Genomic DNA, 12,635 nt, shown 5'->3' on the forward strand with positions numbered 1-12,635 from the left:
CAGACCGCAGGATGTGTGTATTTGAAGAACAATGAAATCTAGGGGTACTTTATGGCCGGCAGGATTTTCCCGGCGCAGGCACCAAAGCCGATGCGGTACCCCTCGCCCGATGCGTGACCGGTAAGGATCATGGTGTCGCCGTCTTCGATGAAGCTGCGGGTAGAGCCATCGGACAGGGTGATCGGTTCCTTGCCGCCCCAGCTGAGTTCCAGCAGGCTGCCGCGTTGTGATTTTTCAGGGCCAGAAATGGTGCCGGAGCCCAAAAGGTCGCCTGCATTCATGGCGCAACCAGAGGAGGCGTGGTGGGTCAGTTGCTGGGCGGCGGAATAGTACATCTGGTTATAGTTGGTGCGTGCGATGACTTCTTGCGCGCCGCCGTCCGGTTCGATGATCACGCTGAGGTCGATGTCATAGAGCATCGGACCGGGTTCCCGGAGATAAGGCAGCAGGTCTTTTTCACGCTCGGGCGTTGAAGTGCGGAAGGGTTCGAGGGCCGCGCGGGTGACGATCCAGGGGCTGATCGAGGTGGCAAATGCCTTGGCCTGAAAGGGGCCGAGCGGCTGATATTCCCAGGCCTGAATGTCCCGTGCCGACCAGTCGTTGAGCAGGACATAGCCAAAGATCATCTCGTCCGCCTGCGCCACGGTGATCGGTTGGCCCATGTCCGTTGAAGTGCCGACAATCGCCCCCATCTCCAGTTCAATATCGAGGCGTTTGCAGGGACCAAAGCTGGGGTTTTCGGCATCTGGTGCTTTGGTCTGACCATTGGGGCGGGTGATGTCGCTGCCAGAGACCACAACCGTACTGGCGCGGCCATTGTAGCCGATTGGGATGTGCAGCCAGTTTGGCGGCAGTGCGTTTTCGGCCCCCCGGAACATCGTGCCGACGTTGGTGGCGTGGTGGCGGCCTGCGTAAAAATCGGTGTACTCGCTGACCATCATGGGCATATGCAGGCGCGCTTCCTCCATCGGTACCAGATGAGGCGCGACTTTGGCTTGTTCTGGGCTGTCTGAGCTCAGCAGTTCGGTCAGGTGGTGACGCAGTTTAGCCCAGATTTCGGGGCCAAGATCCATCACATCGTTCCAATAGGGGACGTCGAAGACTGGCTCGAAATGCAGGAGGATCAGGTCCTCTTCCTCCATCGCGGCCATGTCGAGGATCATATCGCCAATCGCCACACCGCAGCGGGGTTCGAGAGAATTGGTCGAGAACACGCCGTAGGGCAAGTTGTTGAGTGGAAAATCAGTGTCAGCGCTGTTGGCGCTTTCCACCCAAGAAGTGAGGAGGGTCATCTAGGTATCCTTGTTTGTGAGGGTGGGCGACGCGCCCACCTTAAGTAAGGTGCGGGGATCCTGCACCCTCACTTTTTGCCGGGGGTCCCGTCGAATTTCTTTTCTATGTCGCTCCAGCAGTCGATGTAATCATCCTGCAACGGTGCCTCTTTGGCGGCAAATTCAGTCAGGTGTTGGGGGAACCGCGTCTCAAACATGAACGACATGGTATTGTCCAGTTTCTCGGCCTTGAGGTCTGCGTTTGACGCACCATCAAACGCATTTTTGTCAGGTCCATGGGGCAGCATCATGTTGTGCAGTGACAGGCCACCGGGAACGAAACCCTTGGGTTTGGCATCGTATTGGCCATAAATATTGCCCATCATCTCAGACATGACATTCTTGTGGTACCATGGCGGGCGGAAGGTATCTTCGGCCACCATCCAGCGTTCGCGGAACAGAACAAAGTCGATGTTGGCGGTGCCTGGGACGCCGGAGGCGGCGGTCAGGACGGTAAAGATCGACGGGTCGGGGTGGTCAAACAGGATCGAGCCGACCGGGCAATAGGTGCGCAGATCGTATTTGACCGGACAGTAATTGCCGTGCCAAGCGACCACATCCAAGGGCGAGTGGCCGATTTTGGTTTCGTGGAACTGGCCGCACCATTTGATGGTGACGGTTGAGGGGACCTCGCGGTCTTCAAACGCTGCCACCGGAGTTTTGAAATCGCGGCGGTTGGCCATGCAGTTGGCCCCGATGGGGCCGCGGCCCGGCAATTCGAATTTCTGACCGTAGTTTTCGCAGACAAATCCGCGTGCCGGCCCGCTGATGACTTCGACGCGGTAGAGTAGTCCACGGGGGATAATTGCGATTTCCTTGGGTTCCAATTCGATGACGCCCAGTTCGGTACAGAAGCGAAGCTGCCCTTCTTGCGGGACCACCAGCAGTTCGGAATCAGCGGAGTAGAAATAGCTGTCCACCATGCTGTCAGTGACCAGATAGATGTGGCTCGCCATGCCAACCTGGGTGTTCACGTCACCGGCTGTGGTCATGGTACGCATGCCGGTCAGCCATGTCAGAGGCGTGTCGGTATGGGGCACCGGATCCCAGCGGTATTGGCCCAGCGATATCACATCCTGTGGGATGTGGGGCGCGGATTTCCAGTAGGGCAGATTGATCTTTTCATAGCGGTGCGAGTGTTTCACCGAAGGGCGGATGCGGTAGCACCAGGTGCGTTCGTTCTGATGGCTGGGGGCGGTGAAGGCCGTGCCGCTCAATTGTTCGCCGTAAAGACCATAATTGCATTTTTGCGGTGAGTTCATGCCTTGCGGCAATGCTCCGGGAAGGGCTTCGGTTTCGAAATCATTGCCGAAACCGGGCATATATCCGGGATGTGTGCCCATTGGCGTTGCCGCATGGGTCAGGTCATTCGGTGTGGTCTGGCGGTTCATGAGGTGCCCCCTTGCAGAATCTGCCCCATCCGTAATAGTTGTTTTTGTAACTAACAAGCGGTGCCGCGATGAAAAACAGTGATTTCGAACTGGAGCAATTCCTGCCTTATCTGCTTACACAGGCAGCCGAGACCAGTTCGATTGCGTTTCAACAGGTGTACAAGGACCGTTATGGCATGTTGCGCACTGAATGGCGGGTGTTGTTTCATCTAGGGCTTTATGGATGCATGACGGCCAGCGAAATTGGTGCGCGTGCCAAAACCCACAAGACCAAGATCAGCCGCGCGGTCCATGGGCTGGTATCGCGCCGTTTTGTCAGCCGCGAACGGGACGAAAATGACAGGCGGGTGGAACATCTGACCCTGACGGCATCCGGGCAGGCCGCCTATATTGAGCTGCGCGGGATTGCGGAAAAATATGAGGCCGCATTGATGACGTCGCTGACGGCGGAAGAGAGCAAAGTTTTGCGCCGGGCGCTGGTCAAATTGGCGGCAATGGAAACTGTCCGCTTTACTTGAACGCGCAGAACGGTCACCGATGTTTTCATGACGGACCAGACCAAAGGCCTTTTGATCACATTTTTCGGTGTCCTTTTTGTCGTGCCGGATTCGTTGTTTGTGCGGTTGATTGATGCGGACGCATGGACCATCGCGTTTTGGCGGCTGCTTTTGGCGGGTGGGGGGACGGCGCTTTATCTGCTGGCCACGTCTGGAACCGCGCCTTTCAGGGATATGCTCGCGACAGGACGGTTCGGTCTGATCTATATGTTGGGCGTCGGCAGCAGCGGCGTCTTGTTTGTGTTGGCGGTCAGCCTGACCTCAGTGGCCAATGTGGTCTTCATCATTGCGTCATTGCCGGTCTTTGCTGCTGGGTTCAGCCGCATTTTTCTGGCCGAACCGTTCAGTCAACGCACTTTGCTTACCATCGCCGCCGTGGTTCCGGGGTTGGCTGTGATCGCCTATGGGTCGGGTGAAACGTCGGGTGCGAGCCTGTCTGGGGACCTGTTGGCATTTGCGTTGTCGGCGATGTTTGCCGCCGCTTTGACGGCGGCGCGGCATGTGCGCGGCACGTCGATGGTACCGGGCGTCGCGATGGGGTATCTGATTGCGGCGCTGGTGGTCTGGCCCTTTGCAACACCTTTGTCGGTGCCGGTGTCACAAGTGCCTTTTGTGCTGGGGCATGGCGGGTTCATTCTGATCAGTTCGGTGCTGCTGGCGTTGGGACCAAGATACATCACGTCGGCAGAGGTTGGATTGCTGGTGCTGCTGGAATCGGTGCTGGCCCCTTTGCTGGCATGGCTGGTGATTGGGGAAAACCCGGGCGGCCATGCCTTGATCGGGGGCGGGATTGTGATCGGGGCGCTGACGGTATCGAACATGGTGGTGTTGCGGCGGCGCAGAGTTTTGCCCACCGAAGTGTAGTCTTATGCACCGGATCCCACGCACAAGAAACACATTTCCTTTATTGAGCGGCAACCACGTAAACGGCGTAGCCGAGCAACATCAGTGCACCCAATGAGCGACCGATCTGCGGACGGGTCAGCAACAGACCAACCAGTCCTAACGAAACAGCAATCATGACGGGTAGATCGAAAGTCAGGAACCGTGCTGCAACCGGAATTGGCGTGATAAGGGCAGTGGCACCCAGAATACCCAGCACGTTGAAAATGTTCGAACCGATAACATTTCCGATTGCGATATCTGACTGGCGGCGAAATGCCGCGATAAGTGACGTAGCAAGTTCTGGGAGCGACGTCCCGACGGCCACGATCGTAAGCCCGATAAATGCCTCGGACACGCCAAAACCACGTGCGACGGATGCGGCACCGTCGACCAGAAACTGCGCTCCAAACAACAACGCTGAAAGGCCGAATGCGACCCAGAGCAATGATATTGTAACAGACGATTGTCCTGCTGGGTTCTCGTCTACAATTTTGTCTTGTCGCGACTTCAGGAACGTCCAAACCAAATAAAATAACAGCCCGACCACCAGCAGCAGACCACTTGTTCGACCAATTTCGCCCAACGCGAATAGCGGCACCAGTAATAAGGCCGATACGATCATGAATGTCGTGTCGCGTCGCAACGTGGCAACAGCAACCTTGATCGGCCAGACCACGGAAGTAACTCCCAAAATCAGCAAAATATTTGCGATGTTTGATCCAATAATGTTGCCAACTGCGATGTCAGGAATGCCTTTCAGAGCGGCCTGTACGGACACCAGAAGTTCGGGTGTTGAGGTTCCGAAGCCAACGATAGTCAACCCGATGATCAGCGGCGAAATCGACATCCGCCGTGCAATGCTGACGCTACCTCTAACGAGCGCTTCGCCGCCAAAAAACAGCCCGGCGAGGCCGGTCATGATATACAGGTAGTCCAAGAAAGACCTCCAGCGGGCAATGCGCCGCGCTCTAGCTGCATATCGGCGTTGAAACCCTATGCGACAAGGAGGCCATGAGAATAAAGTTAAGGGAAATGAGGCTGCTGGCACGAAAGGTGCGAAAGCTCCTTTTGTCTCGCAAGGACGTACTTCAGAAACCTTCAGAAATCAGCGGTCACACCCGGCAAATTCAGGGCCTTGATCATATCGCGGAGTTCCTGACGGGCGGCGACATTCGAGATGTTGAGTTGTTTGACGCCGATGTCCTTGAGGTCCAGCAGGGTCAGGCCACGGGGGAACAGCTCGCGAAAGATGACGCGTTCGTTAAAGCCCGGTGCGATGCGGAATCCGATCCGTTTACTGAGGTTCTGGATCGCGCGCTCCATCTTTTCCTTGTTGACCATGCGCTGGGCACCCATGCGGTTGCGCACGACAATCCAGTCAATGGGCGAAAGCCCGGCCTGCGCGCGCAGCTGCCGTGCGTTCCACACCATTTCAGAGTAGACGGACGGCCCGGTGATCTTGTCGCCCGAGGCATCGGTATGGGCCAGCAGATCAAAGTCGATAAAGCTGTCGTTGAGCGGCGTGATCAGCGTGTCGGCCAGCGAATGCGCGACCTGGCTGAGCCGGGTGTGAGAACCGGGACAGTCAATCAGGATAAAGTCGTTGTAAGGTTCAAGCGATGTTACCGCCACGCTAAGCCGGTGATCGTACATGTTTTCGCCGGGGCGCAAGCTGCTTGGTTCGACCTCAGGCAGTTCGCACAGGGCCGGGCTGACCAGATCAAGGCTGGCTTGTTTTACGAATGCGAGACGGTTTTCGACATAGCGGCCGAAAGTGCGCTGGCGCAGGTCCAGATCAAGGCCGCTGACCTTGTGGCCCATTCGCGCGAGGGCTGTGGCCAAATGCATGGACACTGTGGATTTGCCCGCCCCACCTTTTTCGTTTCCGACGACGATAATATGCGCCATGCCCATGTCCCTCTGTTCCCTGCGGTTTGTGCAGGTGATTGTTGTGCGACACTATATGTGGTGTAACTGCATTTGGGAAGATGCAGCAGAGTGTGTGGCTGTGATAATTGGTCTGACTGTGGCTTGTTTGGCAAAAGTTGAGCGAATTTGCGCTGTCCCGTCACCTCGGAAATACCAAAGAAAAATGGCGCAGCCTGAGGCTGCGCCATTATTATCGCAAAGGCAAAAGGTATCAGAAACCAAGGCCTGCATATTTGTTTTTGAACTTCGACACGCGGCCGCCGGTGTCCATCAGACGGCTGGAGCCGCCGGTCCACGCGGGGTGCACGGATGGGTCGATATCAAGCGACAGCTGGTCGCCTTCCTTGCCCCATGTCGATTTCATTTCCACAATCGTGCCGTCGGTCATTTTGACGTTGATTGTGTGATATTCGGGATGTGTATCGGCTTTCATCGCGCTTATCCTTTCGCGTCAGACTTGGGTTTCTTGTAGTGAGCATTCTCAACGATACGTGCTGATTTACCACGGCGCGCACGCAGGTAATACAGTTTCGCACGACGCACACGACCACGGCGGACCACGGTGATTTCGTCGATGTTTGTTGAGTGCAGCGGGAATACACGTTCCACGCCTTCACCAAAGCTGATTTTGCGGACGGTGAACGATCCGGCAATACCATGGCCGTTGTTACGGGCGATGCAGACGCCTTCGTAATTCTGCACACGGGTGCGGGTGCCTTCGGTTACTTTAAAACCGACACGGACGGTATCGCCCGCACGGAAATCTGGGATGTCTTTGCCCAGTTCGGCGATTTGTTCCGCCTCAATCTCTGCGATCAGGTTCATCTGACGCGTCTCCTATGATGCTCGTGGTGTTCCACGAAGTTATTGCGCGATCCAAGAGCTTCGGTCTGTGTTTCGGGACTGCACCGTAGTGGCCCACCGGAGGTAGCATCGTCATTCCTTGTTTTGCGATCTGCAAACAGCAGAAAGGTCCGGGTCCGCAAAAGCGATTCCAGACTGGCGTCGTATAGGCGGTCTGTGGGGATGGATCAAGGGGGGGTGATTGTGGCCGCAAGGTACCGCTAACTGACTTTGGTGGGCATGGTTGATCCACGTCAAGGCAAATTGGCTTGCGACAGATTATTCTTATCGCGACATCCGAGAAAGTGTGAAGAAAAGGAGATAGCGTGCCAACAGCCAGTACCAATAAGACAACAGCGTTAAAGGTGGCCACAACCAACATGATCCTTGGTTTTGAAAGCGGTGAATACCCCTATAGAACCAAGATGGCGCGCCGAACCTACGAAACCGAAAAGTCTGCGTTGCAGGTCGAGTTGCTCAAAGTTCAGCATTGGGTTCAGGAGACCGATCAGAAATTTGTGCTTTTGTTCGAGGGGCGGGATGCTGCGGGCAAAGGGGGCACGATCAAACGGTTCACAGAACACCTCAATCCGCGGGCGGCGCGCGTGGTTGCCTTGAACAAACCCACGGACGAAGAACGGGGCCAGTGGTTTTTTCAGCGCTACATCAAACATCTGCCAACCGCAGGCGAGATCGTTCTATATGACCGGTCGTGGTACAATCGTGCGGGTGTTGAGAGAGTGATGAACTTTTGCGCACCCACCGAATACCTGGAATTCATGCGGCAAACGCCGGAATTTGAACGCATGTTGGTGCGCAGCGGTATCAAGCTGTTCAAATATTGGTTTTCCGTCACCCAAGAAGAGCAAAAGAGACGCTTTGCCTCGCGCGAAACTGATCCGCTCAAGCGGTGGAAGCTGTCGCCGATTGATCGTGCCAGTCTTGATAAGTGGGATGATTATACCGAGGCGAAAGAGGCGATGTTTTTCTACACGGACACAGCGGATGCGCCTTGGACGGTGATCCGGTCAAACGACAAGAAACGCGCACGCCTCACGTGCATGCGGCATTTTTTGGCTCAGCTTGATTATCCGGGCAAGGACCCTGAGGTTGCCAGAGCGCCGGACCCCAAAATCTATCATCAAGCCGAAGCGATCGTTCATGACTCCGATCATGTACTGGCTGCGTCTTTGCATCCTGAACGCAACAACAAGTGACCCCAATTCAAAAAAGGAACGACATATGTCCCATACCCCACACGAACTTGCCGAAGAATTTCCCGAGTTGACCACACAGATGGCGCAGTTGCGTCAGAGCGACCGCCACTTTGAAAATCTGGCGGACACCTATCACACATTGAACCGTGCGATTCACCGGGCTGAAACCGATGTGGAGCCCACCAGTGACGATCACATGAGTAACATGCGCAAGCGGCGACTGGCGCTCAAAGATGAGATTTACGCCTATTTGACGGCGCAAACTGCAGGGTAGAGCCTTGGCAAAACAGAGTTACGGCAGTGCCTAGCTTTATTTGTGGTCCCGGCGTGCCCACATGTCGGGGCGGCGGGTTTTGGTCAGGATTTCAGCTTGTTGCTGTCGCCATTTGGCGATTTCACCGTGGTTCCCGGACATCAGGACGGGAGGGATCTCGCGCCCTTCCCAGATCGCGGGGCGGGTGTATTGGGGGTGTTCGAGCAGACCGTTTGAATGGCTTTCCTCAACGGTGCTGTCGGCATTGCCCAGCACGCCAGGCAACAGGCGCACGGTGGCGTCGATCATCGCCTGGGCCGCCAGTTCGCCGCCTGTCATAACAAAATCGCCAAGGCTCACTTCGGTGATACCGAAGTGTTCAATCACCCGTTCATCCACGCCTTCAAACCGGCCACAAAGCATGGTGACGCCCGCGCATGTGGACAGATCGCGCGCCATCGCCTGATCAAAGCGTTGGCCGCGCGGGGACATATACAGGATCGGCCATCTGCCATGGGCGTGGCTTTGCGCGTCGGCCAGTGCGGGACCAACTACATCGGCACGCAGGACCATGCCCGCACCGCCACCGGCAGGGGTGTCATCGACATTGCGGTGTTTGCCGATCCCGTAAGGGCGCAGGTCGTGGGTGTGCAATTGCCACTTGCCGTCCTGCAAGGCTTTGCCCGTCAGGCTGGCCCCCAGCACGCCGGGAAAGAGTTCGGGAAAAAGCGTGACAACGCGTGCCTGCCAGATGTCGGCATAGTCGGGCGAGTCCTGCATCAATTCACGTGGCTGCAACGTGGCGCGGACCGATTGGCGGCCATAGGAGCGGGGTGTTTTCATTGGCGTGCCTCAGCGAGGATTGCGGCCTTGGCAGCATTTCGGGCATCTGGTGTCCTGTGATTTTTGTTGGCCTCGATCATCGCGTTCAGTACATCGTCGCCCAACCGCGTGTTCGCGGGTGGAGGGGCCACCAGTTCGGCGCGCAGGCTGAGTGGAAGCTCACACAGATCAAGCAATGGGTCGGCGGGGCCAAGTGGCAGATCACGACAATCTTCAAGCGCTGTGTGATGGACAGGGCAGGGCACGCGGCTGGCGATGTCGGCAACCATCCCCTCAAGGTTCGCCGCCGCAAGATACCGGTCGCAGAAGGCATCGGCGTCCATTGTCATATTGGATGCTTTGACGTGTTCCCAATGGGCGGATTTAAGCCATGCTTCAGGGGCACGGGTGGAAAGGTAGAGCAAGATCTCAGCTTCCGGGTAGCGCTTGGTCATGATCTCCCAGAACGCATAAAGCAGTACGGGTGCGGCGGAATAATCATCCAGATCGCCGCGGCCGGGCAGGTGGCCCGAGAGTTCTTCGGCTGAGATGATCAGCGTCCGGCGCGGCATGCCGGGCAATTCGTTCATCACCGTTTCAAAGCGGTCCTGCGCTTTGATCAGGGTCAGCGGATCACGCCATGTGGAATAACCGCGCGTGGCGCTGATGAGTTCTTGCATGTGCCAGCGCAGGCGCAGTGCCGCGTGTTTTTTCAGGGCGACCCGATTTTCGCGCAACGTGGCCTGGATGCTGGACGTTCCGGTCTTGTGGAACCCTGCATGCAGGATGATCCGGCGCGGCATTACTTGCTATCCGTTTCCGGCAAGACGCCATGCGGCGGGTCGGCCACGATGCGGCCCAAGGCGAGGTCGACCGTTGGCACAGCGGCTTTGGTAAAGGGCAGAAACGTGGTGGCAGAGGTGCCTGCAAGTTGGAGTTCCAACAGGTCGTCAGCGCCGTGGTTCTGGACGGCCTTGACCGTGCCAAGCAATACGCCGCCGGTGTCATAAACCGAAAGGCCAATCAGATCGGCGTGGTAAAATTCATCATCGGGCAGCGACGGCAGTTGGTCGCGGTCCGCATAAAGGGCGGTGCCGCGCAGGGCGTCGGCCTCTTCCTTGGTGGAGACATCGGTGATCCGTGCAGCAAAGCCGTTTTTGATTGGGTGCAGGATGGCGAGGGCAAACTGGCGGCTGCGGTCCTCTGACCAGAGCGGTGTGTAGGTTTCAATATCTTCGGGGACCGCACAATAGCTTTTGACGCGCAGCTCACCGCGCACACCGTAAGAGCCTGCGATGGCACCAACACAGATCATTTCAGTCATTGCAGCAACTCCGAGTCCACGCAGATCGTGCCCGTCCATTCACCTGCACCTGCGGCACATTCCGAGCGCATGAGGAAGCGTTCGTACCACATGCCAATGCCAAAACCGATGGCCAGAACAACGACAAGTTTGATCAAACGGTACATCAGCGGTTTTCCACATGCAGATGGGGGGCGCGAACCTCCCAGTTTTTGGTTTCTAGTTCGGGCGTCAGGGTGCTCTCGCGGGGCCACCCCAGGCAGAGATAGGCGACCAAAGACCACCCCTCCGGCACCTCAAGATCACGGTTAAGACGAACGGGGTCAAGAACAGAGACCCATCCCAGCCCAAGGCCGTGCGTCCGCGCGGTTAGCCACATCAGCGTGATCGCGCCAACTACAGAATAGCGGCGCATTTCCGGCATGGTACCAGCGCCAAGGCCGTGTCCTTTTTCGGTGCCCTCATCACAGTAGATTGCCATCTGTTCAGGCGCGTCCTGCATCCCCGACAGCTTGAGCGAGGCATAAAGGGCCGCCTGTTCGCCAGAATACCCCGCAAGGGCTTCGGCATTGGCTGCTTTGAAATTCTCAAGTGCGGCCTGGCGCGCGGTGTCAGAGGCGACGCGGATGATGCGCCAGGGTTCTGACAGGCCGACGGACGGGGCCAGATGAAAGGTGTCGAGGCATTCGCTGATCAATGCCTCGTCCACAGGATCGGTCAGAAAGTGGCGGACGTCGCGCCGCCAGCGCATCAGGTCGTGCAGCCCGGCACGGAAGTCTTGTGAGAATGTTTCCATGCCGGACTTTGCCTCAGATTATTCTGCGGCTGCTTCGTCGGCGGCTGCCTCTTCTGCTGGCGCTTCCTCGGCAGGGGCGGCGGCAGCTTCGGCAGCGGCGGTTGCCTTGGCGGCTTTCTCTTCGACACGGTCCTGGGCTTTCTTGCCCGGTGTGCCTTTGTTGGGGTTGTTACGCTCTGTTTTGTCACGAACGCCGGCAGCTTCGAGCATACGGGCAACGCGGTCTGTAGGCTGTGCGCCTTTTGCAATCCATTCCTGGATCTTTTCGACGTCCATTTTCACGCGCTCTTCGCTGTCTTTTGGCAGCAGCGGGTTATAGGTGCCCAGCTTTTCAATAAAGCGGCCATCGCGTGGCATGCGGCTGTCTGCAGCGACGATGCGATAAAAGGGGCGTTTCTTGGAGCCGCCGCGGGCGAGACGAATTTTCATAGCCATGGTGTGTAGTCCTTTAGGTTTTTACGATTGGTGTGATTTGTGATGCTGAATGACTTCAGCGATGATGAAGTTCAGGAACTTCTTGGCGAATTCGGGATCGAGGTCAGCCTCTTTCGCCAAATCTTCGAGCCGTGCGATCTGGGCCCCTTCGCGGGACGGATCGGACGGGGGAAGGTCGTGTTCGGCTTTGAGTTTCCCCACAGCCTGTGTGTGTTTGAACCGCTCGCCCAGCGTATAGACAAGGATTGCGTCGAGACGGTCGATGGACGCGCGGTGATCCTTGAGGATCTGCGCGGCCAGGGTGGTTGTATTGGTCATTTGAGCGCTCCCTTTTGGTGACGCCAGATGTTTACGTATGTGTCGTGATCGGCAAATTCGCCACCGTCGGCGTTTTCGATCCGGGTGGTTTCTGCGTCCAATGTTGCGCCCAACGCACGTGCCACGGCGACGGATGCGTGATTTCCTTCATCAATATGCGATTGCGCCGTGTTCACGCCCATCACAGGCCACGCCCAAGGGATGATCGCGCGCATGGCTTCTGTGACGTATCCTTTGCCCTCTGCCGCGCGGTCATAGAGCGTCCAGCCAAATTCAGGTTCTTTCTGGTTCAGGGGGTGAAATACGCCAAAGCCGCCAATGACGGTTTTGGGATCGCTCTGGGTCGTGGCCATAAACAGGCCATACCCTCGGATCACCCATTGACCTGCGTTCTTGAAAAAGCCTGCTTGTGCTGCATTTTGATCAAGTGGACCGCCAGTGAATTTGGCGCGCTCGGACATCTTGTACGCGACATAGTATTCCGCGTCTTGCAGTCTTGGCGTGCGCAGGATCAAGCGATCTGTCTTTAGCGTGGGGAGGGTCAAGGCCATGGCG

Annotated in this window: 18 protein-coding genes; 4 read left to right on the top strand and 14 right to left on the bottom strand. The window is 57.0% G+C overall.

What is annotated here, in order from left to right; genetic code table 11:
- Window positions 1-38: 38 nt before the first annotated feature.
- On the bottom strand, window positions 39-1,292 hold the full coding sequence (gene fahA / locus ACEWL3_RS11785; RefSeq protein ID WP_386183036.1) for a fumarylacetoacetase: 1,254 nt from the start codon (window positions 1,290-1,292) through the stop codon (window positions 39-41).
- 68 nt (window positions 1,293-1,360) lie between these two features.
- Window positions 1,361-2,722, bottom strand: a complete 1,362-nt coding sequence (gene hmgA / locus ACEWL3_RS11790) for a homogentisate 1,2-dioxygenase (RefSeq protein WP_386183034.1) — start codon at window positions 2,720-2,722, stop codon at window positions 1,361-1,363.
- A 68-nt stretch (window positions 2,723-2,790) separates the two neighbouring features.
- On the opposite strand from hmgA, the gene ACEWL3_RS11795 reads away from it, so the two are divergent.
- Together ACEWL3_RS11795 and ACEWL3_RS11800 are read left to right on the top strand one after the other, a co-directional pair.
- Window positions 2,791-3,240 carry a MarR family winged helix-turn-helix transcriptional regulator gene (locus tag ACEWL3_RS11795; RefSeq protein WP_386183032.1) on the top strand — a complete coding sequence of 150 codons (450 nt, stop codon included), beginning with the start codon at window positions 2,791-2,793 and terminating at the stop codon, window positions 3,238-3,240.
- Between the two features lie 27 nt (window positions 3,241-3,267).
- The gene (locus ACEWL3_RS11800) at window positions 3,268-4,143 is read left to right on the top strand and encodes a DMT family transporter (RefSeq protein ID WP_386183030.1); all 876 of its coding nucleotides are present in this window, start codon (window positions 3,268-3,270) and stop codon (window positions 4,141-4,143) included.
- A 40-nt stretch (window positions 4,144-4,183) separates the two neighbouring features.
- On the opposite strand, the gene ACEWL3_RS11805 is transcribed toward ACEWL3_RS11800, so the two are convergent.
- The 4 genes from ACEWL3_RS11805 to rplS form a co-directional block, all read right to left on the bottom strand.
- Window positions 4,184-5,083 carry a calcium/sodium antiporter gene (locus tag ACEWL3_RS11805; RefSeq protein ID WP_435000922.1) on the bottom strand — a complete coding sequence of 300 codons (900 nt, stop codon included), beginning with the start codon at window positions 5,081-5,083 and terminating at the stop codon, window positions 4,184-4,186.
- 179 nt (window positions 5,084-5,262) lie between these two features.
- Window positions 5,263-6,072, bottom strand: a complete 810-nt coding sequence (locus tag ACEWL3_RS11810) for a division plane positioning ATPase MipZ (protein WP_386183026.1) — start codon at window positions 6,070-6,072, stop codon at window positions 5,263-5,265.
- Window positions 6,073-6,304: 232 nt separating this feature from the next.
- Window positions 6,305-6,526, bottom strand: coding sequence for a 50S ribosomal protein L31 (gene rpmE / locus ACEWL3_RS11815; RefSeq protein ID WP_114879935.1), 222 nt, complete (start codon window positions 6,524-6,526; stop codon window positions 6,305-6,307).
- Window positions 6,527-6,531: 5 nt separating this feature from the next.
- Window positions 6,532-6,918, bottom strand: a complete 387-nt coding sequence (gene rplS / locus ACEWL3_RS11820; RefSeq protein ID WP_386183023.1) for a 50S ribosomal protein L19 — start codon at window positions 6,916-6,918, stop codon at window positions 6,532-6,534.
- Window positions 6,919-7,316: 398 nt separating this feature from the next.
- Between rplS and ppk2 the strand changes: the two genes are divergently transcribed.
- Together ppk2 and ACEWL3_RS11830 are read left to right on the top strand one after the other, a co-directional pair.
- The gene (ppk2, locus tag ACEWL3_RS11825; RefSeq protein ID WP_386183216.1) at window positions 7,317-8,153 is read left to right on the top strand and encodes a polyphosphate kinase 2; all 837 of its coding nucleotides are present in this window, start codon (window positions 7,317-7,319) and stop codon (window positions 8,151-8,153) included.
- Between the two features lie 25 nt (window positions 8,154-8,178).
- A complete protein-coding gene (locus ACEWL3_RS11830) occupies window positions 8,179-8,427 on the top strand; it encodes an HP1242/YdcH family protein (protein ID WP_386183021.1) in 249 nt (82 codons plus the stop codon).
- Between the two features lie 36 nt (window positions 8,428-8,463).
- Here ACEWL3_RS11830 and trmD read toward each other — a convergent pair whose 3' ends face one another.
- From trmD to ACEWL3_RS11870, 8 genes are read right to left on the bottom strand one after another with little or no spacing between them, the layout of a single operon-like run.
- Window positions 8,464-9,249 carry a tRNA (guanosine(37)-N1)-methyltransferase TrmD gene (trmD, locus tag ACEWL3_RS11835; protein ID WP_386183019.1) on the bottom strand — a complete coding sequence of 262 codons (786 nt, stop codon included), beginning with the start codon at window positions 9,247-9,249 and terminating at the stop codon, window positions 8,464-8,466.
- Window positions 9,246-10,031: a sulfotransferase gene (locus ACEWL3_RS11840; protein ID WP_386183017.1), complete on the bottom strand. Its 786-nt coding sequence runs from the start codon at window positions 10,029-10,031 to the stop codon at window positions 9,246-9,248. The genes trmD and ACEWL3_RS11840 overlap by 4 nt, the downstream gene beginning before the upstream one ends.
- Complete coding sequence (gene rimM, locus ACEWL3_RS11845; protein WP_386183015.1) at window positions 10,031-10,552, bottom strand: ribosome maturation factor RimM; 522 nt, start codon at window positions 10,550-10,552, stop codon at window positions 10,031-10,033. Before rimM ends, ACEWL3_RS11840 begins: the two co-directional genes overlap by 1 nt.
- Window positions 10,549-10,698, bottom strand: coding sequence for a hypothetical protein (locus ACEWL3_RS11850; RefSeq protein ID WP_205389828.1), 150 nt, complete (start codon window positions 10,696-10,698; stop codon window positions 10,549-10,551). The genes rimM and ACEWL3_RS11850 overlap by 4 nt, the downstream gene beginning before the upstream one ends.
- Window positions 10,698-11,327 (bottom strand): 5,6-dimethylbenzimidazole synthase, encoded by a 630-nt coding sequence (gene bluB, locus ACEWL3_RS11855; RefSeq protein WP_386183012.1) that lies wholly within the window; start codon window positions 11,325-11,327, stop codon window positions 10,698-10,700. The genes ACEWL3_RS11850 and bluB overlap by 1 nt, the downstream gene beginning before the upstream one ends.
- An 18-nt stretch (window positions 11,328-11,345) precedes the next feature.
- Window positions 11,346-11,762, bottom strand: coding sequence for a 30S ribosomal protein S16 (gene rpsP, locus ACEWL3_RS11860; protein ID WP_386183010.1), 417 nt, complete (start codon window positions 11,760-11,762; stop codon window positions 11,346-11,348).
- A gap of 21 nt (window positions 11,763-11,783) precedes the next feature.
- Complete coding sequence (locus tag ACEWL3_RS11865) at window positions 11,784-12,080, bottom strand: chorismate mutase (protein WP_386183008.1); 297 nt, start codon at window positions 12,078-12,080, stop codon at window positions 11,784-11,786.
- Window positions 12,077-12,631: a GNAT family N-acetyltransferase gene (locus ACEWL3_RS11870; RefSeq protein WP_435000926.1), complete on the bottom strand. Its 555-nt coding sequence runs from the start codon at window positions 12,629-12,631 to the stop codon at window positions 12,077-12,079. The genes ACEWL3_RS11865 and ACEWL3_RS11870 overlap by 4 nt, the downstream gene beginning before the upstream one ends.
- Window positions 12,632-12,635 lie beyond the last annotated feature (4 nt).

The sequence above is a fragment of the Sulfitobacter sediminivivens genome (assembly GCF_042611115.2).
In the GTDB taxonomy this organism is placed as follows: Bacteria; Pseudomonadota; Alphaproteobacteria; order Rhodobacterales; family Rhodobacteraceae; genus Sulfitobacter; species Sulfitobacter sediminivivens.